This window comes from Loktanella sp. 3ANDIMAR09 (assembly GCF_001420005.1).
Lineage (GTDB): Bacteria > Pseudomonadota > Alphaproteobacteria > Rhodobacterales > Rhodobacteraceae > Loktanella.
The window spans coordinates 445,439-465,429 of record NZ_LJAK01000001.1 but is presented as its reverse complement, the minus strand read 5'-3'; the positions used below and the strand labels follow the sequence as shown (position 1 = coordinate 465,429).

Annotated in this window: 19 protein-coding genes; 8 read left to right on the top strand and 11 right to left on the bottom strand. The window is 61.8% G+C overall.

From position 1 onward, the window contains the following. Nucleotides 1-40: 40 nt before the first annotated feature. From puhC to bchF, 10 genes are all read right to left on the bottom strand, one after another. On the bottom strand, nucleotides 41-496 hold the full coding sequence (gene puhC / locus AN189_RS02330) for a photosynthetic complex assembly protein PuhC (RefSeq protein ID WP_056030351.1): 456 nt from the start codon (nucleotides 494-496) through the stop codon (nucleotides 41-43). 3 nt (nucleotides 497-499) lie between these two features. Further along, on the bottom strand, nucleotides 500-1,135 hold the full coding sequence (gene puhB / locus AN189_RS02325; protein WP_056030348.1) for a photosynthetic complex putative assembly protein PuhB: 636 nt from the start codon (nucleotides 1,133-1,135) through the stop codon (nucleotides 500-502). A gap of 54 nt (nucleotides 1,136-1,189) precedes the next feature. Next, nucleotides 1,190-1,966, bottom strand: coding sequence for a photosynthetic reaction center subunit H (gene puhA / locus AN189_RS02320; RefSeq protein WP_056030345.1), 777 nt, complete (start codon nucleotides 1,964-1,966; stop codon nucleotides 1,190-1,192). A 16-nt stretch (nucleotides 1,967-1,982) separates the two neighbouring features. After that, nucleotides 1,983-3,413 carry a PucC family protein gene (locus tag AN189_RS02315; RefSeq protein WP_056030342.1) on the bottom strand — a complete coding sequence of 477 codons (1,431 nt, stop codon included), beginning with the start codon at nucleotides 3,411-3,413 and terminating at the stop codon, nucleotides 1,983-1,985. After that, complete coding sequence (bchM, locus tag AN189_RS02310; RefSeq protein ID WP_056030339.1) at nucleotides 3,410-4,078, bottom strand: magnesium protoporphyrin IX methyltransferase; 669 nt, start codon at nucleotides 4,076-4,078, stop codon at nucleotides 3,410-3,412. Before bchM ends, AN189_RS02315 begins: the two co-directional genes overlap by 4 nt. After that, the gene (gene bchL, locus AN189_RS02305) at nucleotides 4,078-4,974 is read right to left on the bottom strand and encodes a ferredoxin:protochlorophyllide reductase (ATP-dependent) iron-sulfur ATP-binding protein (RefSeq protein WP_056030336.1); all 897 of its coding nucleotides are present in this window, start codon (nucleotides 4,972-4,974) and stop codon (nucleotides 4,078-4,080) included. The genes bchM and bchL overlap by 1 nt, the downstream gene beginning before the upstream one ends. 106 nt (nucleotides 4,975-5,080) lie before the next feature. Beyond that, nucleotides 5,081-8,623, bottom strand: a complete 3,543-nt coding sequence (locus AN189_RS02300; RefSeq protein WP_056030333.1) for a cobaltochelatase subunit CobN — start codon at nucleotides 8,621-8,623, stop codon at nucleotides 5,081-5,083. Then, a complete protein-coding gene (bchB, locus tag AN189_RS02295) occupies nucleotides 8,613-10,169 on the bottom strand; it encodes a ferredoxin:protochlorophyllide reductase (ATP-dependent) subunit B (RefSeq protein WP_056030330.1) in 1,557 nt (518 codons plus the stop codon). The genes AN189_RS02300 and bchB overlap by 11 nt, the downstream gene beginning before the upstream one ends. A gap of 67 nt (nucleotides 10,170-10,236) precedes the next feature. After that, entirely contained in the window at nucleotides 10,237-11,520 is a 1,284-nt protein-coding gene (locus AN189_RS02290) for a ferredoxin:protochlorophyllide reductase (ATP-dependent) subunit N (protein WP_056030327.1), read from the bottom strand. Continuing rightward, nucleotides 11,517-12,020, bottom strand: coding sequence for a 2-vinyl bacteriochlorophyllide hydratase (bchF, locus tag AN189_RS02285; protein WP_253279528.1), 504 nt, complete (start codon nucleotides 12,018-12,020; stop codon nucleotides 11,517-11,519). The genes AN189_RS02290 and bchF overlap by 4 nt, the downstream gene beginning before the upstream one ends. Nucleotides 12,021-12,289: 269 nt before the next feature. Between bchF and AN189_RS02280 the strand changes: the two genes are divergently transcribed. Next, nucleotides 12,290-13,012 carry a B12-binding domain-containing protein gene (locus tag AN189_RS02280; RefSeq protein WP_157057350.1) on the top strand — a complete coding sequence of 241 codons (723 nt, stop codon included), beginning with the start codon at nucleotides 12,290-12,292 and terminating at the stop codon, nucleotides 13,010-13,012. A gap of 29 nt (nucleotides 13,013-13,041) precedes the next feature. Then, nucleotides 13,042-14,448 carry a transcriptional regulator PpsR gene (gene ppsR, locus AN189_RS02275; protein WP_056030322.1) on the top strand — a complete coding sequence of 469 codons (1,407 nt, stop codon included), beginning with the start codon at nucleotides 13,042-13,044 and terminating at the stop codon, nucleotides 14,446-14,448. Between the two features lie 13 nt (nucleotides 14,449-14,461). On the opposite strand, the gene AN189_RS02270 is transcribed toward ppsR, so the two are convergent. Next, complete coding sequence (locus AN189_RS02270; RefSeq protein WP_056030319.1) at nucleotides 14,462-14,998, bottom strand: copper chaperone PCu(A)C; 537 nt, start codon at nucleotides 14,996-14,998, stop codon at nucleotides 14,462-14,464. Between the two features lie 248 nt (nucleotides 14,999-15,246). Here AN189_RS02270 and AN189_RS02265 point away from each other — a divergent pair, with 248 nt between their 5' ends. The 6 genes from AN189_RS02265 to AN189_RS02240 all read left to right on the top strand — a co-directional run bounded on the left by AN189_RS02265 (nucleotide 15,247) and on the right by AN189_RS02240 (nucleotide 19,980). Beyond that, nucleotides 15,247-15,561: a hypothetical protein gene (locus tag AN189_RS02265; RefSeq protein ID WP_056030316.1), complete on the top strand. Its 315-nt coding sequence runs from the start codon at nucleotides 15,247-15,249 to the stop codon at nucleotides 15,559-15,561. 130 nt (nucleotides 15,562-15,691) lie between these two features. After that, nucleotides 15,692-15,916 (top strand): DUF1127 domain-containing protein, encoded by a 225-nt coding sequence (locus AN189_RS02260; RefSeq protein ID WP_056030313.1) that lies wholly within the window; start codon nucleotides 15,692-15,694, stop codon nucleotides 15,914-15,916. A 65-nt stretch (nucleotides 15,917-15,981) separates the two neighbouring features. Continuing rightward, the gene (locus AN189_RS02255) at nucleotides 15,982-16,755 is read left to right on the top strand and encodes a transglutaminase family protein (RefSeq protein WP_253279527.1); all 774 of its coding nucleotides are present in this window, start codon (nucleotides 15,982-15,984) and stop codon (nucleotides 16,753-16,755) included. A 50-nt stretch (nucleotides 16,756-16,805) separates the two neighbouring features. Then, nucleotides 16,806-18,233 carry a circularly permuted type 2 ATP-grasp protein gene (locus tag AN189_RS02250; protein WP_056030308.1) on the top strand — a complete coding sequence of 476 codons (1,428 nt, stop codon included), beginning with the start codon at nucleotides 16,806-16,808 and terminating at the stop codon, nucleotides 18,231-18,233. A gap of 1 nt (nucleotide 18,234) precedes the next feature. Continuing rightward, complete coding sequence (locus tag AN189_RS02245; RefSeq protein WP_056030304.1) at nucleotides 18,235-19,176, top strand: alpha-E domain-containing protein; 942 nt, start codon at nucleotides 18,235-18,237, stop codon at nucleotides 19,174-19,176. 9 nt (nucleotides 19,177-19,185) lie between these two features. Then, complete coding sequence (locus AN189_RS02240; protein ID WP_056030301.1) at nucleotides 19,186-19,980, top strand: transglutaminase family protein; 795 nt, start codon at nucleotides 19,186-19,188, stop codon at nucleotides 19,978-19,980. Nucleotides 19,981-19,991: the final 11 nt, after the last annotated feature.

Sequence of the window (19,991 nt, the reverse complement as noted above, 5' to 3'; positions counted from 1 at the left end):
CATCTGACCCGTTCGGCTGGCGAGGCCGAGGGCATTGGTTTCAGTCCAGCAGCCTGGCAAAGGCCGCCACGTTGTCCTGGCCGTACCCCATCAGGGGGACGTCCATCTGCGTCAGCGGGTCGATGATCGCGACGATACCGTCGGCGCGGCGCACGACCTGGACCGGTGCATCCAGCGGCAGGCCCATCGTGTCACGCTTGCGGGCAACGACACGGCCGATGACACCGATGAAACCGGCCTTGTCGCGGTCCGAAACCGCCAGAACGGTGCCGTCCGCGCCGATCACGCTGTAGGCACCGTTGCGGTCGCCGATCAGCGCGACATCGACGCTTTGCACGATAGGCGAGGCCGGCACGACACCCACCAGCGGCGCATCCGTTGTCCGCGCGAAAAACGCGATCGACAGCGTGATCAGCATCAGGCCAAACATCGCGACAACAAGCAGACGCGGCACCATTTCGACATCGGTCGGTGCCTTGAAGGTTGATTCAGTCATAACTCACTCCGCCGCCATTGCAGACAGGTCGCCCGTCGTGCGCGCGACGGTTGGCTGGCTCAGTCGCGTCTGCGCTGCTTCGACAAATAGACCGGCAACCGATTCGGAGTCTTTGATGCAGCGCAAAGCCGGCTGAACACGTGTGATGCGTCCGGGGCGCACATGCGGCCAGGTCATCAGGTAGGACAGCCGCGTATCTGCGGGCAAAAGAAACGTCAGCGTGCCCGACCCCTTGCGGCGTTTGTCCAGCTCTGCGCCTTCGATTTCGACGTAGGGCAGGTTCAGGGTCATGGTCAGCGCCGCCCCGATCCGCATGGCAACGCGCTTGTTCGTCAGTGTGTAGACGGTGGCGCGGCTCTGGACCCAGGCCAGGCCATAGAGGATCGCGCAGACCACCAGCCCAAGGATAATGAACGGCGACCCATAAAGTATCGCTGACCCCAGCGGCACCTCTGTCGTCGAAACCGTGGTGCGCCAGACGGCAAGCGCCACGAAATAGCCCATGATCCATTTGACCTTGAACGCCTCGACCGCCAGACGGCGGGCCATCGGCCGCCCCTGCCACAGGATCACTTCATCCTTGGGCAGCGCCTCTGGCAGGCCCCGGATCGGTTCGAATTTGAAATCGTCATGTTGCATGTCGTGTTCCCTGTGGTTGGTGCGGCCCCGCTGGCGAGGCGGGGCCGGTCGTCGTTACGGCAGGACGTTTTCTGTCCGGCGTTCGGTCGCGTAGAGCGTGCCGCCCGCGATGTAGGCCATGATCTTTTCTTCCTCGAGCAGGGTGACCTGATCGGTCCCCTTGATCGTCGGGATGCCGTCCCAGTTATGGGCATAGAGCGCGCGGACACGAATCCGGTTGCTGTGCACCCGGCACATCGTCATCTGCACAAGACGACGACCGCCGCCGGTCAGTTCGACCTCCAGATAACGGATCAGCTGCTCTGGCACATCGACCCAGATGTCGACCACCACGCCTGCAACCTTGTTGTCGCCACCGACGACCGGCATGCCGCGCGGGTCATTGCCAAAGGAGATGCGGAAATCAGGCAGCGTGGACATCGGCTGAATCTTGGCGTGGCCGTGGGCGTCCAGCTCGGGAATATCCCGACGCGGTGCCCATGCCGCGGGACCGACACCGTCGACCATCGGATCACCCGTAGGGATCCACGGGCTCCCGGTTGCCTTGGACGATGGTGCCATGGCCAGATCGGTGCGCAGGTTCGCTTCTTCGAACGCGAGGCTGGGCACGGTGACCGTGCCGCGACCGTCGCGCAGGTGGAACGTTTTCGGCGCAGGCAGCGGGAACAGGCTCTCGTTGGCGGGAACCTGATCGTTGTCATCCCGCATCGGATAACCTTCGCGCATGTTCTCGCGCTGGATGTAGAAAATCAGCCCCGCGAAAAAGACCCAAAAGGCCCAGATTGCGACGCTCGCCAGATCGACGTTTCCAATAATTGTGTTGCCAAGCATGGTGGTAGTCCTTTGGTCAGGTCGGAAAATCGGACAGTTGCAGCCTGCCGGTTTCCGAGGGTGTCATCGCCTTGGCGCGGAACAGCGGGCCAAGAACGACAAGGGTGAGGAACAAAAGGGCGATTTCGGTGTGATACACGACCGAATACCCGGTGGTCGGCGTGGCGAGCGCCTCTGAGAGCATGCCGGTCCCGGCGGCATGATTAACAAGGTCGCGGATCGCGCCCCCGATGAATATCGACAGCCCGGCACCGGTGGCCTGCGCAGCCCCCCAGGCACCAAGAGCCAAACCGCGACCGGACGCACCCAGCGTCGGCAGCGTCATGGCGGCCGTCAGGGTGGCAACCCCGAACAATCCACCACCAAACCCGATCAGACCGGCACCCGCAAAGAACAGCACCGGGCTGTCCATCGGCGCGGAAAAGATCACGGCACAAAAGGCCACCAGACCCGCGAGGATACCGCGCGCGCACATGCGCATCGGGTCCAAACCACGGCCCAACCAGCGTGATGCCATGGCAAAGGCCACCAGGGCACCGGTCGCCCAACCCGCGGTCAACAGCGTGGTCGACGAGACGGACAACCCGAGGATTTCACCGCCGTAGGGTTCCAGCAACACATCCTGCATGCTGAACGCCATGGTGCCGATGAAGACGACGGCCAGCAGACGCCCCGCGTCGCCGCCTGACGTAAGATCCGTCCACGCTTCCTTGAACGTGGGCTTGGGGGCGGCCCGTTCGGCGCGGGTCATCGGTGACATGCGTTCCTGTTTCCACAAGGCCGTCACGTTCAACAGCAGCGTGACGACAGCCGTGCCCTGCACCACCTGCACCAGACGCAGCGGCGAATAATCCCGCAAGAGCGCGCCGATGATCACGGCGGAAATCAACATCCCCACAAGGAACATGACATATAACAGCGCCACGACCTTGGGCCGTGTCTCCTCGTCCGCGCGGTCGGCAGCCAGCGCCAGACCCGCGGTCTGCGTCATGTGCATCCCGATACCCGTCAGCAGAAACGCAAGGCCCGCACCGACATAACCCGCCCAATCCGCATCAATTGCGCGGTCGCCGGCCAGCACCAGCAGGGCCATCGGCATGATGGCAAGACCGCCGAACTGCCACAGGGTGCCGAACCACAGGTAGGGAATACGTTTCCATCCGATGGCGGACCGGTAATTGTCCGACTTGAACCCCACCATCGCGCGGAACGGTGCGACCAGCACGGGAATGGCGATCATCGCCGCCACCAGCAGCGACCCGATGCCCAGTTCCACGATCATCACCCGGTTCAACGTCCCCAGCAGCATGACACTCGCCATGCCGACGCTGATCTGGAACAGCGACAGGCGCAGCAACTGCCCCAGCGGCAACCCTTCGCTGGCGGCGTCCGAAAACGGCAGCATCTTCAGCGTGAGGGATTTCAGACCAGCGGATTTCAGGATCACTTGGCAGTCCCCCGATAGGTGAATGCAGTCGAGATGTAGAACCCGGAATTGACGCGCTCGACCTCGTTCAGTGTGCCGGACCCCAGCGCCGCAAGGATATCGCGCGCACGTTGCGGAACCATTGTCGGGCTGCGGTCGGCGCGCGGGAACAGCTTGCCGATGCGGAACATTGCCATCAGCAGCGGTGTGCGCGGCGCGAGGGTAAAGGCAACGGTCTGTGTGACAGGCAGCGTTTCCAGCACGCGGGCCACATCATCGGCGGAATAATAGATCAACGAATCCATCGCGACGGCGAAATCGAACGGACCCTTGGCATCAGACAAGTCACCCGCCATCCACGTGATACGGTCGGCCACCGCGTCAGGCGCGCGGCGTTTGGCAATGTCGATCAACGCGGGCGAGATATCGACCGCCGTCACCTGCGCCCCGCGTTCGGCCAGGGCCACCGCGGCGGCCCCCGTCCCGCAACCGGCATCCAGCACCCGCGCGCCCGTCAGATCAACGGGAAACTGCGACAGCAGCACATCGCGCATCCGGTCGCGGCCTGCCCGCACGGTCGCACGAATCCCCGACACCGGCGCATCCGACGTCAGGCGTTCCCACACCTTGGTGGCACTGCGGTCGAAATAATCTTCGACGCGGTCGCGGGTCTGGACGTAGGCCATCAATCAAACCCCAGCAATTCAAAGATTTCACGGTCCGGCAGACATTCCGGTGCCATCGGCAGCGTCCCGTTCCACAGGGTTTCCGCGAGCCGGATGTATTCCTTGCGCACCTGCACGACATCCTCGTCATCGGGCATCTCGAACAGGGTCTTTTTCTTCAGCCGTGACCGACGGATCGCATCCAGATCGGGCATATGCGCCAGACGGTTGAACCCGACGACATCGCAATACCGATCCACCTCGTCGGTGTCCTTGCTGCGGTTGGCAACACAACCGGCCAGACGCACCTTGTAGTTCGTCGATTTGGCCTGCACTGCCGCGATGATCCGGTTCATCGCATAAATGCTGTCGAAATCGTTGGCGGTGACGATCAGCGCCCGGTCCGCATGCTGCAAAGGTGCGGCGAAACCACCACAGACCACATCGCCCAGCACATCGAAAATCACGACGTCGGTGTCCTCCAGCATGTGATGCTGTTTCAGCAGCTTCACCGTCTGGCCAACGACGTAACCACCACAACCGGTGCCGGCGGGCGGGCCGCCGGCCTCCACGCATTTCACACCGTTGTACCCTTCGAACACGAAATCCTCGGGCCGCAGCTCTTCGGCATGGAAATCAACATCCTTGAGAATATCGATCACCGTCGGCACCAGGGTGCCGGTCAGGGTGAACGTGCTGTCGTGCTTGGGGTCGCACCCGATCTGCAAGACCCGCTTGCCCAGCTTGGAAAACGCCGCCGACAGGTTGGACGACGTGGTCGACTTGCCAATGCCGCCCTTGCCATAGACGGCAAAGACCTTTGCACCCTCGATCTGCGCATCTTCAGGCTGGTGGACCTGAACAGACCCTTCGCCGTCCTGGCCACGCAGGTTCGGAATCTCGTCTCTGGGGCTCATGAGAGCCTCCTTTCTGTCGGGGCGCATGTCCCCTTCTTCTGGTCAAAAATATCCCGGGGTCCGGGGCAGCGCCCCGGTCCGAGGGTGACATATGCGAGGCGGATCATCATTCGGCAGCGACCCCTTCCATGCGGTCTTCCAGGGCGTCGGCGGCACTTTGCAGCGCGTCCAGCGTGGCCGCGCCCGGTGCCCAATAGGCCCGGTCCGATGCTTCCAGCAGGCGGTTCGCCATGCGCACGCTGGCCTGCGGGTTCAGTGCGGCCAGACGTTCACGCATGTCGGCATCCAGGACAAAGGTCTCGCTCAGCCGCTGATAGACCCAAGGGTCGACTGCGCCTGTGGTGGCAGACCAGCCCATGGTATTGGTCACATGCGCCTCGATCTGGCGCACCCCCTCCGACCCATGCTTGAGCAAGCCCTCAAAGAATTTCGGGTTCAGGCTGCGCGTGCGTGTTTCCAGTGCCACCTGCTCTGACAGGGTGCGGACCGTGTTCAGACCGCGCGTCTGGTCACCGATGTACACCGGTGTATCGACACCGCCCTTGGCGCGTTTCACAGCGCGGGCGATCCCGCCCAGCGTATCGAAATAATGATCGACCGACGTCACGCCCAGCTCGACCGATTCAAGGTTCTGGTACGCCAGATCGACGCGCGCCAGCGACGCCTGCAACAGATCCGCGTGCTGTGCGGCCTTGCCGTCGGTGCCATAGGCGAAACTCTTGCGCGCCTCATAGGCGTCGGCCAGCTCGTCCTCGTCACCAAAGGCAGAGCTGTCGACCAACTGATTGACGTTGGACCCATAGGCCCCTTCGGCGTTGGAAAACACTCGCAGGGCGGCCTGTTTCAGATCGCAGCCTGTCTTGTCCATGTGGGCCAGTGCATGGGCGCGGACATGGTTCTGGTCCAGCGGCTCGTCTGCCTGTGCGGCAAGCAGCGCGGCCTGTGCCAACAGCTTGGTCTGCAACGGCAGCAGATCGCGGAAAATGCCCGACAGCGTCATGATGACGTCGATGCGCGCACGGCCCAGTTCCGCCAGCGGGATCAGGTCCGCCCCGGCAAGCCGGCCAAAGTTGTCGAACCGTGGCTTGGCTCCGATCAGCGCCAGCGCCTGCGCAATCGGGCCACCGTCGGATTTGATACTGTCAGACCCCCACAGGACCAGCGCGATCGAACGCGGCATACCGTCATAGGTGTCCAGCAGCGCCTGCGCCTGCTTTGCCCCGTCAGCCATGGCAAAGGCCGTCGGCATGCGGAACGGATCAAAGGCGTGGATGTTGCGCCCGGTCGGCAGGATCGCCGGATTGCGCATCAGATCACCACCGGGCACCGGCGCAATATAACAAGCCGACAGCGCACACATCAGCGCAGGCAATTCGTGATCTTCGGCCAGAAGTGCCTCTGCCCTTGCAGCATCGGCAGGATCACTCAACAGCTGCGCCATCTCGGCGCGGGCCTCGGGCGTCATGACCTGACCCACGATGTGCAGACCGTCAGGAATCAACGACCCTTCGGCCTCCATGACCTTCAGCCACAGTCCATCAAGGTCGTCCGCATTCAGGTCCAGACCCTTCGCCTGTTCCGCGATCATCAGCGCCAGATCGACGCGTTGGCTGTCATCAACCGCCAGACCGCGATAGCGTTGCAGACTGTCCTTGAGGTCGAGCAGGCCCTTGTACAGGCCAGCGGCCGCGATCGGCGGGGTCAGATGCGTGACGACAACGGCATTGCTGCGACGTTTCGCCAGCGATGCCTCGGACGGGTTGTTCGCAGCGTATAGGTAGACATTCGGCATCTCGCCGATCAGACGGTCCGGCCAGTCGCTGGCCCCCATGCCGTTCTGTTTGCCCGGCATGAATTCCAGCGCGCCGTGCATTCCGAAATGCAGCACCACATCCGCGCGCAGCGTGTTGCGCATCCACAGATAGAACTGGGCAAAGGCGTGGGTGGGCGCAAAACCGCGCTCGAACAGCAGGCGCATCGGGTCGCCTTCGTAACCGAACGTAGGCTGCACACCGACGAATACCTTGCCGAACTGATGACCCAGAATGAAAACGCCGCGACCGTCTGACTGCACCTTGCCGGGGGCTGGGCCCCAGACAGATTCAATCTCGTCCAACCAAGGCGTTTGTCCCACAATCGTATCGGCATCCACATAGGCAGCGACGTTGGCATCCTGACCGTATTGCGCGGCATTCCCCTTGAGCACGATGTGACGCAAGGCATCGACGTCGGCGGGCACGTCAACGTCGTATCCGTCCGATTTCATCCGCGTCAGCGTGTTGAACAGGCTCTCGAACACGCTCAGATAGGCGGCCGTGCCGACAGCCCCTGCATTCGGCGGAAAGCCGAACAACACGATCCCGACGGTTTTTTCCGCATTCCGCTTGCGCCGAAGCGTCGCCAGCCGTGCCGTTTTCTCGGTCAGGACCGTAATACGCTCCGGGCAGGGGGCCATGGATTTGTCACCTGGCTGGCCTGTGCATGCGCGCGCGCAGCCAGTGCAAGCCTCTGACCCGTGACGTCCGCCAAAGACCGTCGGCGAGGTCGCCCCGTCGATTTCAGGCAGCGCCACCAGCATCGTGGTCTCCACGGCACCAAGGCCCTGCGCACTGGCTCCCCATTGCGCAAGCGTCTGAAATTCCAAGGGTTGCGCCGCGATATAAGGCACGTCGAGGTCACGCAGCAGGCCAACAGCCGCATCGCTGTCGTTATAGGCAGGCCCACCGACCAGGCTGAACCCGGTCAGCGATACCATGGCATCGACGCGACCTTGGAAATAGCGTTGGATTGCAGGCGTTGCGTCCAGCCCCCCCGCAAAGGCAGGCACGACAGCCATGCCCCGCGCCTGAAACGCCCGGATAACCGCGTCGTAATGCGCACAGTCGGATGACAGAATGTAGGACCGCAGCATCAGTATCCCGACCGTCGCGATTGGCTGCGCGGGTTGCGGCAGATCAGTCGCGTCGATGCTTATACCGGTGCCGGGCAGATCGGGGTGATAGACACCAACCTCTGGATATTCGACCGGCGGCAGCGCCTTGATCCGTGACCAGCCCGCATGGTTGCCATAGCGCGACACCAGCATCCGGATCATCTGTTCGATGTTGTCGTCGGACCCGCCCAGCCAATACTGCATCGACAAGAACCAGTTGCGCAGGTCCTGTGACTTGCCCGGGATCAGGCGCAGGATCTTGGGCAGGCGACGCAGGGTCTTCATCTGACTTTCGCCGGACCGGTTCGCCTTGGCCTGCGGGCGCAGCTTTTTCATCAGCGCCGCCATGCCGGTCGCTGGACGCTGCATGTCCAGCTCACCCATCTTGGTCAGACGCACGATCTCGCCGTCGGCAATCATGTTCACCATGGCAGCACAGCCGTCGCGGCGCGCGATCAGCGAAGGCAGGATCGCACGGGTATGTTCCTCGAGGAACAAAAGGTTGGTCACGACAATATCGGCGGTCGCAATCGCAGCGCGTGCGGCGTCCAGCGCGGCGGGGTTTTCGCCCCATTCGCCTGCCGCAAGGATTTCAATGCTCAGCCCGGGGAAATCACGGGTCAGACGCGGGGCCGCGCGCAGCGCCGGCCCCGCCGCATGGCTATCCAGCGTCAGAATGACAAACCGAAATTCGGGCTGGGCGACACTATCGAGCATAATGCGCCTTTGCTTCATAGAGCGTATCAAGGCTGATCTGCTGCAATCCCTTTTGCGCGGCAAAGGCCTCGGTATTGCGCCGCGCCTTGCCCCGCACAAAGAACGGAATTTTCTTCAGCTCGCGTTCTGCGTCCGACAGCCAGATGACGTTGCTGCCCTCTGCAACGCTGGGTGCTTCATCCGGCATCATCTTGCCGGAAATACTCCCGCCGGAGGCATCCGACATCGCAACGGGCGCATGGCCGCCGTGATGGCTTGGGCCAGCCGCATCATGGAATTCGAAATCATCGCGGAACATGGTCAGCAGATGTTCCTCCAGCCCCATCACAAGCGGATGCACAAGTGTGTCGAAAATCACGTTCGCACCCTCGAACCCCATCACCGGGGAATAGCGGGCGGGATAATCCTGCACGTGGACCGGGGCAGAGATCACGGCGCATGGGATACCCAGACGCTTGCCGATATGGCGTTCCATCTGGGTGCCCATGATCATTTCGGGTGCAAGCGCCTCGATGGCCTGTTCGACCTCGAGGTAATCATCGGTAATCAGGGCCTCGACGCCCATGTCGCGGGCCACGGCGCGCACGGCGCGGGCCTGTTCGCGGTTGTAGCATCCCAGGCCAGCGACCTCGAACCCCATCTCGTCGCGGGCCATGCGGGCCATCGCGCAGACATGGGTGCCGTCACCGAACAGAAACACCCGCTTGCCGGTCAGATAGGTGCTGTCCACAGATGCGGACCACCACGGCAGACGCAGGCGGGATTCGTCGGCAGCGGCGGTCAGGCCGGTGATCGCCTGCACCTCTGCAATGAAATCGCGGGTTGCGGCAACGCCGATCGGCACGGTCCTGGTGTAGGGCTGGGCATGGGTCTTTTCCAACCAGCGGGCCGCAGCCTCGCCGGTTTCGGGATACATCAGCACGTTGAAATGCGCGGCGGGCAGGCGCGCGATATCGGCGGGCGTAGCCCCCAGCGGGGCCACGACATTCACATCGACGCCCAGATCGGACAGCAGGCCGGTCAGTTCCTCGACATCGTCGCGGTTGCGAAAACCCAGCGCCGTGGGGCCAAGCAGGTTGCAGGTGATCCGCGCGGTGCGGTCCTGCGGCGCAGCCAGTCCGCGCACGATCTGATAGAACGTTTCGTCCGCGCCAAAGTTCTCCTTGCGCGAATAGCTGGGCAGTTCCAGCGCGATGACGGGGATTTTGAGATCCATCGTTTCGGCCAGGCCGGCGGGATCGTCCTGGATCAGTTCCGCCGTGCAGGACGCCCCGACGATGATGGCCTGCGGATCAAACCGGTCCACGGCATCCTGACAGGCCGTCTTGAACAGGGTCGCCGTATCGGACCCCAGATCGCGTGCCTGAAACGTCGTGTAGCTGACGGGCGGACGATGATTGCGGCGTTCGATCATTGTGAACAGCAGGTCGGCATAGGTGTCGCCCTGCGGGGCGTGCAGCACGTAGTGCAGGCCCTTCATCGCGGTAGCGACACGCATGGCACCGACATGTGGCGGGCCCTCATATGTCCAGACGGTCAGTTTCATGGCTGACCGCCGGGGGCTGTCTGCCCCCGGACCCCCGAGGATATTTTGAAAACAGCGATTGTGCAGGTCATTCCGCTGCCTCCACCCGGAGGACAGATTTGCGGCGGATCGGGCGGCTGAACAGACCGGCAAGATCGCCTGCCTGTTCGTAAAAATGAACCGGGGTGAAGACGAGTTCGATCGCCCATTTGGTCGTCAGGCCCTCTGCCTCCAGCGGGTTGGCGAGGCCAAGACCGCAGACCGTCAGGTCCGGACGTGCCGCACGTACCCGGTCGAGTTGCAGATCGACGTCCTGTCCTTCGGAGATTTGCGGCCCGGCGGGCAGCAGATCAAGGTCGGGTCCGTGGATCGCGTCATGGATATACGGGCTGCCGACCTCGACCGCAGTCATGCCGCATTCGCGGGTCAGAAAGCGGGCCAACGGGATTTCCAGCTGGCTATCGGGGAAAAAGAAGATCGACTTGCCGTTCAGATGCTCTGCCGCCTGGGCAATGGCCTTGCGGGCGCGGGCGCGGGGCGCAGCGGTCACAGCGTCGAATGTCGCGTCATCGACACCGAATTCGGTGGCGACGGCACGCAACCAGGCTGTTGTGCCTTCTTCACCGAATGGCATCGGGGCGGGGATGTGGCGGGCACCACGGCGCATCAGCGCGGCATGGGTTTCGCCCAGAAATGGCTGGGTCAGCGCAAACACGGTGTTGGCACCAACGGCTGTCGTTTCATCGATCCGGCGGGCGGGCAGCAGGCGGATGTTGTCGATGCCCATCTGGCCCAGCAGCGACAGCATCTGGTCCTCGACCACATCGGGCAATGCGCCCACCAGCAGCAATTCGCGCGCCGCCGTGTCCTTGAGCACTGGCACCATGGAGGCGAGGCAGGCATCCTCGCCTTCGGTGAATGTCGTCTCGATCCCCGAACCGGAATAGTTCAGGACCCGGACGTGGGGAGCGTGGACCTGGCTTAGCCGTTCGGCCGCGCGGGCGAGGTCAATCTTGATCACCTCGGACGGGCAGGAGCCGACGAGGAACAGCTGCCGGATGTCGGGCCGGCGTTGCAGCAGGCGCGCAACCTCGCGGTCGAGTTCGGTATGCGCGTCCTTCATGCCTGCCAGATCCTGCTCTTCGAGGATGGCCGTGCCGAAGCGCGGTTCGGCAAAGATCATCACCCCCGCCGCGGATTGCAGCAGATGGGCGCAGGTGCGCGACCCGACGACAAGGAAAAAGGCATCCTGCATCTTGCGGTGCAGCCAGATGATTCCGGTCAGCCCGCAAAACACCTCGCGCTGGCCACGCTGTTTCAGCACGGGGGCGCTGCGACAACCGCCGCCAGGTGTCGGGGTCAGATCGTTCATGCGGACACATCCAGTCGCGCGCGGCGCAGTTTCAGCACGAATTGCGCTGCGTTGATGACATAGGCAGCGTAGGCGGCAAGCGTGACCCACATCAGTGTCACCGGATCCAGCGCGCCCGTGACCAGCCCCCATACGTAAACGCCGTGCAGCGCGATCACACCAAAGCTGACGAGATCCTCGTAAAAGAAGGATGGTGCAAAGAGGTACTGCCCAAAGACGACCTTTTCCCAGATCGCCCCGGTGACCATGATCAGGGCCAGAACCCCGGTCTTGATGATGATGGACAAGGTCGCCAGCGCATAGCCATCGCCGGTCGCGAGGTAGCGCAACACCAACACCACTGAGATCAGGAAAACAACGAATTGCACGGGGGCGAGAATGCCCTGCACCAGCGTCCAACGGGTTGCATCGCGCCGGGCTCGCTCTTGTGCGGAATAGAGCGGCACCGCCACCCCATGTGGTGCGAGGCGGCCATCGCGGGACTGCAAGGTCGTCAACACGTCATGCCCTCCTGACACTTCATGGTTTTAGATTAGGTGCGATTCTGGTCATGTGTCAACCATACCTTACACATTTCGCGGCTTGTATCACCTCACTTACACAGCGCGGAAATTGCATAAAAGCCCTCTTTTTATGGCGTGTGGGTAAAAAAATTCAGTCAGCGCAGCAATTCTGTCAATTCTCTTTGACAATTCTCTCTCGAATTTCGACAATGGCGCCAATGCACGGACACCACTCGGACCAAGGCAGCCAAGGACGGTAGACCCCGATGTCGCGACGACCTTCAGCTCGGCTCTTGCAAGAGGGTCAAGTCGATCCGGACAAGCCCGAGACGGGCTTGGTCGCAGGATTTTGCGCAGCCGCGCTCTCTTCTCGCGTCGAGGATGCAGCAGAGCTGTTGCACATGGCCCTGGCGCAAGGGGTCGGTCACGCTGCGCTGACGGACGATTTCATTGCCAACGCGGTCCGCAGACTGGGCGCGCTTTGGGCAGAGGACCAGATCAGCTGGACGGATGTCACGATCGGGACCGCACGCCTGCAATCGCTCTTGCGACACATGGACAAGCGTATTGATGCAGGGCGCGTGAAACGGCCCGATGCTGCACGTGTCTTGCTGATTTCGGGTGTGGACATGGCGCATACATTCGGCCCGATGCTGCTGGCCCACCAGATGCGACGGCAAGGCATTTCCGTGGCGCTGTCGCTTGAAACAGCGCCCGGAACGGTCTGCGAAATCTTTGGCAAAATCGCACCTGATGCTGTCTTTTTGACGGCCTCGCATTGCGACGGGGTTGAAACCCTGGCCCAACTGGTAAAAGAGGTTCGCGTGTTTAACAGTGGGATCCCCATTGTGGTGGGCGGCCCTCTCCTCTGCACTGAAACGGATATCGCGCACCGGATCGGTGCTGACTACGCGACATCCGACCTCGAGAAGGCCCTAACGCTATGCGATCTCAGGAATCTCACAGCAAGAAAATTCGTGAACCCCTAGGTCGGCAATCGCCTTCAGATCGGACCGGCATGACATCGGGCGGCATCAAATACTGGAACAGCGGCGATATTCCGATGATCGGGCCGGATATCCTTGGGGGTATCCTGACATCGGTTTCTGACGTTGGTCTGGTCATGACCGAAAGCGGCAAGATCGTATCCGTTCTCTTGAACCGCAATTTTGCGGACGACGGGCTGTTTCAGAATATCGAGGGCCGCAACCTGACCGACCTGCTGATGCTGGACAGCCAGGACAAGTTCACCAAACGGCTGGGTGCCTTTGTCGACGGCGACGATCAGGTTCGCCCGATCGAGGTCAACCACAAGATTCCTGACAACCGCACCGGCCTGCCGATCAAATACAGCTTTCACCGCATCGGCGAGGGCGGGATCGTGCTGATCCTGGGCCACGATCTGCGCCCTGTCGCAGAGATGCAGCAACAGCTGGTCAGCGCGCAACTGGCCCTGGAACGCGATTACGAAACGCAGCGTGATTTTGAAACGCGGTTCAAGGTCATGATGGACAGCTCGGCTGATGGCGTGGCGATGGTGTCCGTCCAGACAGGCACGATCAGCGACACCAATTCCAAACTGTCGGCACTGATCGGATCAAAGCGCGAAGAGATGATCGGCAGGTCCTTTGCCGATCTGTTCGAACAGCGTGCGAAACCGAACCTGATGGACCGGCTGACAACGCAGGCACTGGCCGATGGTGACGGCACGATCGAGGTGCGTGGCGCGCATGGCGAAATGCTGACACTGCGGCCCACCCTGTTCCGGTCGGCCGGCGAACGCATCCTGTTGTGCCGGATACGGTCAAGCACCGCCCTGAACGTCGAAACGGACCGGACGGCACAAATGCTGCGCGGCGTTTACGACAAGGGTCAGGACGGCGTTGTTTTCACCAACGAGGACGGCGCCATTCTGTCGGCGAACGAAGGTTTCCTGAACATGATCGGCGCGGCCCATGACCTGAATTTGCGCGGAAAGCCATTCATGGACTTTCTTCAGCGCGGCATGGTCGATTTCAGTGTCATGTCACAAAACGCAGCGCGTGTGGGCACTCTGCGATCCTATGCGACGCGGATTGCCAGCGACTATGGCAGCCCCCGCGATGTCGAGATGAGCGTGACGACCCTCAGGGCCGCAGATGCGACGGTCTTTGCTTTCGTCGTCCGGGAAACCCCGCAGGCAGATGGATCGCACCGGTCCGACGACGACAGCGGGCTTAGTTCCGTGGTCGAACTGGTCGGCAGCTCGACCTTGCGCGACATCGTGGCCGAAACCACGAATGTCGTGGAAAAGATGTGCATCGAAACGGCGATTGAGCTGACTGGCAACAACCGCGTGGCCGCAGCAGAAATGCTGGGCCTGTCGCGGCAGTCACTCTACGTCAAGCTTCGCAAATTCGGCCTGATTGCACAAAGCAGCGACTGATCCGCAGACAGGATCAATTGTCGCCCATCGTCCCGTGGTCCATCGTCCCGTGGTCCATTGACCCGTGATCCATGTTGCCATGGTCCATGCCGGACATGGCATCGACATCCTCGACGTTGAAGACCACATCGACTCGGCCCGCGCGCTCGAACACGAGGGTTGCCGGGACCTCTTCGCCGACGTCCAGCGCGTCGCCTTGCAGGCCCATGAACATGACGTGATAGCCACCGGGGGCCAACGCAAGCGTATCGCCGGGGGCGATCTCGATCCCCGCCGCCTGCTCTTGCATCCGCGCGACCCCATCATCGCCCGTCACGACGTTATGGATTTCGACACGCGGGAACGGCCCCTCGACGGCGATCAGCGTATCGCTTTCCGCGCCGGTGTTCAGAATGGTCATATAGCCTGCACTGGCCATTGCCGTCGCAGGTGCACTGCGCGCAAAGGGATGTTCGATCAGCAGATCGCCCACGCGGTAGTCGTGCCCGAATGCAAAACCCGGCAACAGCGCCAGGGTCATGCCGAACGTCAGACGGGTCAGTGGTGTCATGTCGTAGAACTCCTGTATTCTGCGCGACCTGTCGGCCCCGCACGACGCGCAGATAAACAGCACTGCATCGCCGCAAAAGAGGCAAACTGCCGCAACCGGCTGATTTCAGCCCAGACCTGTTTCACATGGCACCTGTCCCTGCAACCGCACTGCCGGCGCCGCGCAGATCGGGTGTCCCCAAGTTCGCCCTCGTATTACGCTGCGTTGCAGCATAAGCTGTGAGGTGGCAACCGCCACCGGAGAGCACCATGAAACGTCACACCACGTTGTTCGACCTGATGCAGCTGAACGCCGAGGTTGGCATGATGCTGGCGGAATCGCAGGCCGTGATGGCCATGCGCGTGATGGGTTGGGGTGGTTTCTGGTCGGTCACCGACCGTGAAAACGACCGGATGATGACCGAAAAAACCGAGGCCGCGTTCCAGTCCATGACCCGTGCAGGCACCGCGATGATGACCGGCCAGCAACCGCACGAGATCATGAGGGCCGCCATTCAACCGCTGCGCAACAAGACCCGCGCAAACGCAAAACGGCTGGCAAAGCGTGGCCCGAAATCGGGCTGACCCGCTATTCGTCATGCGGGTAGCAGGGTTGCAGCACTATACGTTGCCCGGCCAAGTGGGTCAGCCTATTTGACCTTTAGGGAGGACATTGCGCGGCCAGCCGTGGTCGCAACCCCCGAAAGGACATACCATGACCGCAACAAACCTGACATTCGGTGCCGCCCACGCCATCGGTGACCGCGTCAAAGCCATCTTTGCATCCATCCTTGACCACATGGTGGTCTATGCCGAACGCAACAGCCGGATGGCGCAGGTGAACGCGCTTGATGCGATGACAGATGATGAACTCGCCGCACTTGGAATCAAGCGTGACGGCATCGTGCAGCACGTTTTCCGCGACGTTCTGTATATCTGAACCTTGCTGATCGCCGCGAACGGGGTAGGTAGTTGTTACCTTCCCCTTCGGCATCAGGTGCGATCTTGAACTGCGACATTCGCGTAACCCTCGACTATGCCGTGCCGGAACAGATGACACTTCTGTTGCAGCTGCGCGCCATGACAGACCCCTGTCAGATCGTAACATCCGAGGATTTTTCGGTTCCCGACCATTGCAACTGGCGCGACACGCCCGGCGAAGAAGGTATCGGGAACCGCGTCTGGATGAACATTGGCGACCGGCTGGTGCTGCACTATGCGGCCAGTGTCACGGTATCGCGTCCGGTGGTCGATCTGGCCATCCTGCCCGCCACACCGCTGTTCCAGCTGAACGCGCCGGATATCAAATACCTGATGGCATCGCGCTACTGCGCCGCCTCTGGCTTTGAGGATCTGCTGGACAGCTTTGGTCACTTGACCGGCGGGGCCCGCGTGGTCGCGATGGCGGACTGGATCCGTGCCAACATTGCCTACGATAATTCCGCAAGCACCGCCCAGACGACCGCGCAGGATACCTTTGATGATCGGCGCGGGGTCTGTCGCGACCATGCCCATCTGCTGATCGCCCTGTGCCGCTGCAGCGCGATTCCCGCGCGGATCGCCAGCGTTTACAGCCCCGATGTGACGCCCCCTGATTTTCACGCCGTCGCTGAGGTATTTCTGGACGGCGCGTGGCACCTGGTTGATCCCAGCGGGATGACGACTGCTGACCGGATGGTTGTGACGGGCGTGGGCCGCGATGCAGCCGATGTGTCCTTTCTGACAAGTTTCGGGACTGTATCGCTTAATCATCAGGCAGTTGTGGTGTCAGAAGTCTGAACCGCGTCGCAAGCCATTGCGGCTGCCCGACATTGCGCTACCGTCAGTACATGGAACAAGAACACCACCACTTTGATGAAATGCGCGACGCAGCCGACACCGTGCGCGCGCCCTATGCCAGCTACCGCAACTGGTTCGACCGACAAGACGCCGAACGTCTGCGGGCGAAACACGAAGAAGCAGAGGCGTTTTTTCGGCGCACCGGCATCACGTTCAATGTTTATGGCGAGGACGCAGCCCAGGAACGGCTGATTCCGTTCGATCTGGTGCCGCGCATCATTTCCGGCCGTGAATGGAAAAAACTGTCCCGCGGGATCGAGCAGCGCGTCACCGCGATCAACGCGTTCCTGCATGACATCTATCACCGGCAGGAAATCCTGCGCTCTGGCCGCATGCCGCGCGAACTGATCGCCAACAACGAGGCGTTTCTGCCCCAGATGATCGGCATGTCGCCCCCCGGAAACGTCTATACGCATATCGTCGGCACGGACATTGTCCGCACCGGAGAAGACGATTTCTTTGTGCTCGAGGATAACGCCCGCACGCCCTCCGGTGTCAGCTACATGCTGGAAAACCGCGAAACGATGCTGCAAATGTTCCCAGAGCTGTTTGCCAAGATCAAGGTCCAGCCTGTCAGCGACTACCCCAAGAACCTGCGCCGGTCGCTTGCCGCTTGCGCACCTCCGTCTTGCGTGGGCAAGCCGCGTGTCGCGGTCCTGACCCCGGGGATCTACAATTCCGCGTATTTCGAACACAGCTTTCTCGCAGACCAGATGGGGGCGCAACTGGTCGAAGGACACGACCTGCGCGTGGTTGACGGTTTCCTGAAAATGCGGACGACGCGCGGCTATGAACGGATCGACGTGTTGTACCGCCGGGTTGATGACGAATACCTTGATCCTCTCAGCTTTAATCCTGATTCGATGCTGGGTGTGCCGGGCATCATGGATGTCTACCGCGCGGGCAACATTACGATTGCCAATGCACCCGGCACCGGTGTTGCCGACGACAAGGCGATCTACAGCTACATGCCCGAACTGGTTGAATTCTATACCGGCGAAAAGGCGATCTTGAAAAACGTCGATACATGGCGCTGTTCGGAACCCGACAGTCTGGCCTATGTGCTGGACAACCTTGCAGACCTTGTCGTCAAGGAAGTGCACGGTTCTGGCGGCTACGGGATGCTGGTCGGCCCCGCCGCCAGCAAACAAGAGCTGGAGGACTTTGCGGCCAAGCTGCGCGCACGCCCCGGCAACTACATCGCACAGCCGACGCTGTCGCTGTCCACGGTGCCGATCTTTGTCGATCAGGGGTTGGCACCGCGTCATGTCGATCTGCGCCCCTTTGCGCTGGTCAGCCCCAAGGGGATCGACATCACCCCCGGCGGCCTGACCCGTGTCGCCCTCAAGGAAGGGTCGCTGGTCGTCAATTCCTCGCAGGGTGGCGGGACCAAAGACACCTGGGTTCTGGAGGACTGATATGCTGGGCAAGACCGCAGGCGGCCTTTACTGGATGTTCCGCAACCTTGAACGCGCAGAAAATACCGCCCGCCTGATCGAGGCAGGGTTTCGCATTGCGCTGACCCGCAGCCAGGATCAGGCAACAGGGTGGAAATCGGTGGCGACGACGGCTGGCGCTGCCGGGTCATTTTCCCAGAAATACCAAGGATTCGAGAGCGCGGACGTCATCAACTATCTGCTGCGCGACCCGGACAACGCATCATCGGTCTTATCTGTCGTGAAATCCGCGCGGGACAACGCCAGGCTCGTGCGCACCGCACTCACCACCGAAGTATGGTCCGCGGTGAACGACAACTGGATGACGATGAAAGACCTGCTGGCCGAACCGGTCGTGGAAACCGAACTGCCAAAGGTTCTGGATATCATCCGTCAGCAATCGGCACTGGTTCGCGGCGCGCTGCATGGGACCATGCTGCGCAACGACATCTACGATTTTGCCCGGCTGGGCACGTTCATCGAACGCGCCGACAACACGGCCCGCATCATCGACGTCAAATATTACACCCTGCTGCCCAGCACCAGTTTCGTAGGGTCGTCGCTGGACAACGTGCAGTGGGAAACGATCCTGCGGTCCGTCAGCGCACATCGTGCCTTTCGCTGGCTGGACGAGGACGACATGACGGCGACATCGGTGGCGCGTTTCCTGATCCTGGACCGGCGGTTGCCGCGCAGCCTGATCTTCAGCCTGGAACAGACCTGCGCAAACCTCGAACACCTCTGCGCGGAATACGGCGAACGACACAGCTGCCAGGACCACGCCAGTCAGATGGTGCAGGGACTGAAGAACCGTGATATCGCGTCCATCTTCGAAGAAGGTCTGCACGAATTCATCACCGGATTCATCCGGGACAACAACGCGTTGGGTCAGATGATCGAGCAGGACTACAAGTTCTACGGATAGGATCGCCCCTTGGACCTGCACATCACACATACGACCCGCTACACCTATGATCATCCGGTGTCATATGCGCTGCAACGCCTGCACCTGCGTCCGCAGGACAACCCGATGCAGCGCGTGCAATCCTGGGACATCATCGTCGAGGGCGGCCAGATCGAGCTGACCTACGACGATCACTACGGTAACCACACGGACCTGGTGAATGTGACACGCGGCGCGACCGAACTGGCCGTGACAGCGCGCGGCGTGATCGAAACCCGCGATACGGCCGGCGTGTTGGGCCACGTGAACAGCACTGCCCCGCTGTGGCATTTCAAAACGGCCACGCCCGCGACCGAGGCCGATGAGGCGATCCGCGGGTTGGCCGCCAGACTGGCGTCGGACAATTCAATCCCCGCACTGCATGCCATCTGCGCTGACATATTGGACGCCGTGCCTTATGAAACCGGGCAGACCTATGCGGATACGACAGCGACCCAGGCGCTCGCGGGTGGCTGCGGCGTGTGCCAGGACCATGCCCATATCCTGATTGCCGTCGCCCGCGCGGCAGACCTGCCGGCACGCTATGTGTCCGGCTATCTCAAGCTGAACCAGACCGATGACCAGACCGCCAGCCACGCCTGGGCCGAGGTGTACCTGCCCGATCTGGGTTGGGTCGGTTTCGACGTCAGCAACCGGATCAGCCCGGATGACCGCTATGCGCGGCTGGCAGTCGGCCGGGACGCACGCGACGCGGCCCCGGTCAGGGGCCTGCGCCGCGGTGCAGGTGTCGAATCGCTGATTGTGACTTTGCAAGTGCAGCAGTAAAAGCGCAGCCA

Bases quoted from the DNA above. Each gene is read 5' to 3' on its own strand.
- puhC (WP_056030351.1), bottom strand. From the start codon at position 496: ATGACTGAATCAACCTTCAAGGCACCGACCGATGTCGAAATGGTGCCG.
- puhB (WP_056030348.1), bottom strand. From the start codon at position 1,135: ATGCAACATGACGATTTCAAATTCGAACCGATCCGGGGCCTGCCAGAG.
- puhA (WP_056030345.1), bottom strand. From the start codon at position 1,966: ATGCTTGGCAACACAATTATTGGAAACGTCGATCTGGCGAGCGTCGCA.
- bchM (WP_056030339.1), bottom strand. From the start codon at position 4,078: ATGGCCTACGTCCAGACCCGCGACCGCGTCGAAGATTATTTCGACCGC.
- bchL (WP_056030336.1), bottom strand. From the start codon at position 4,974: ATGAGCCCCAGAGACGAGATTCCGAACCTGCGTGGCCAGGACGGCGAA.
- AN189_RS02300 (WP_056030333.1), bottom strand. From the start codon at position 8,623: ATGCTCGATAGTGTCGCCCAGCCCGAATTTCGGTTTGTCATTCTGACG.
- bchB (WP_056030330.1), bottom strand. From the start codon at position 10,169: ATGAAACTGACCGTCTGGACATATGAGGGCCCGCCACATGTCGGTGCC.
- AN189_RS02290 (WP_056030327.1), bottom strand. From the start codon at position 11,520: ATGAACGATCTGACCCCGACACCTGGCGGCGGTTGTCGCAGCGCCCCC.
- AN189_RS02280 (WP_157057350.1), top strand. From the start codon at position 12,290: ATGTCGCGACGACCTTCAGCTCGGCTCTTGCAAGAGGGTCAAGTCGAT.
- ppsR (WP_056030322.1), top strand. From the start codon at position 13,042: ATGACATCGGGCGGCATCAAATACTGGAACAGCGGCGATATTCCGATG.
- AN189_RS02270 (WP_056030319.1), bottom strand. From the start codon at position 14,998: ATGACACCACTGACCCGTCTGACGTTCGGCATGACCCTGGCGCTGTTG.
- AN189_RS02265 (WP_056030316.1), top strand. From the start codon at position 15,247: ATGAAACGTCACACCACGTTGTTCGACCTGATGCAGCTGAACGCCGAG.
- AN189_RS02260 (WP_056030313.1), top strand. From the start codon at position 15,692: ATGACCGCAACAAACCTGACATTCGGTGCCGCCCACGCCATCGGTGAC.
- AN189_RS02250 (WP_056030308.1), top strand. From the start codon at position 16,806: ATGGAACAAGAACACCACCACTTTGATGAAATGCGCGACGCAGCCGAC.
- AN189_RS02245 (WP_056030304.1), top strand. From the start codon at position 18,235: ATGCTGGGCAAGACCGCAGGCGGCCTTTACTGGATGTTCCGCAACCTT.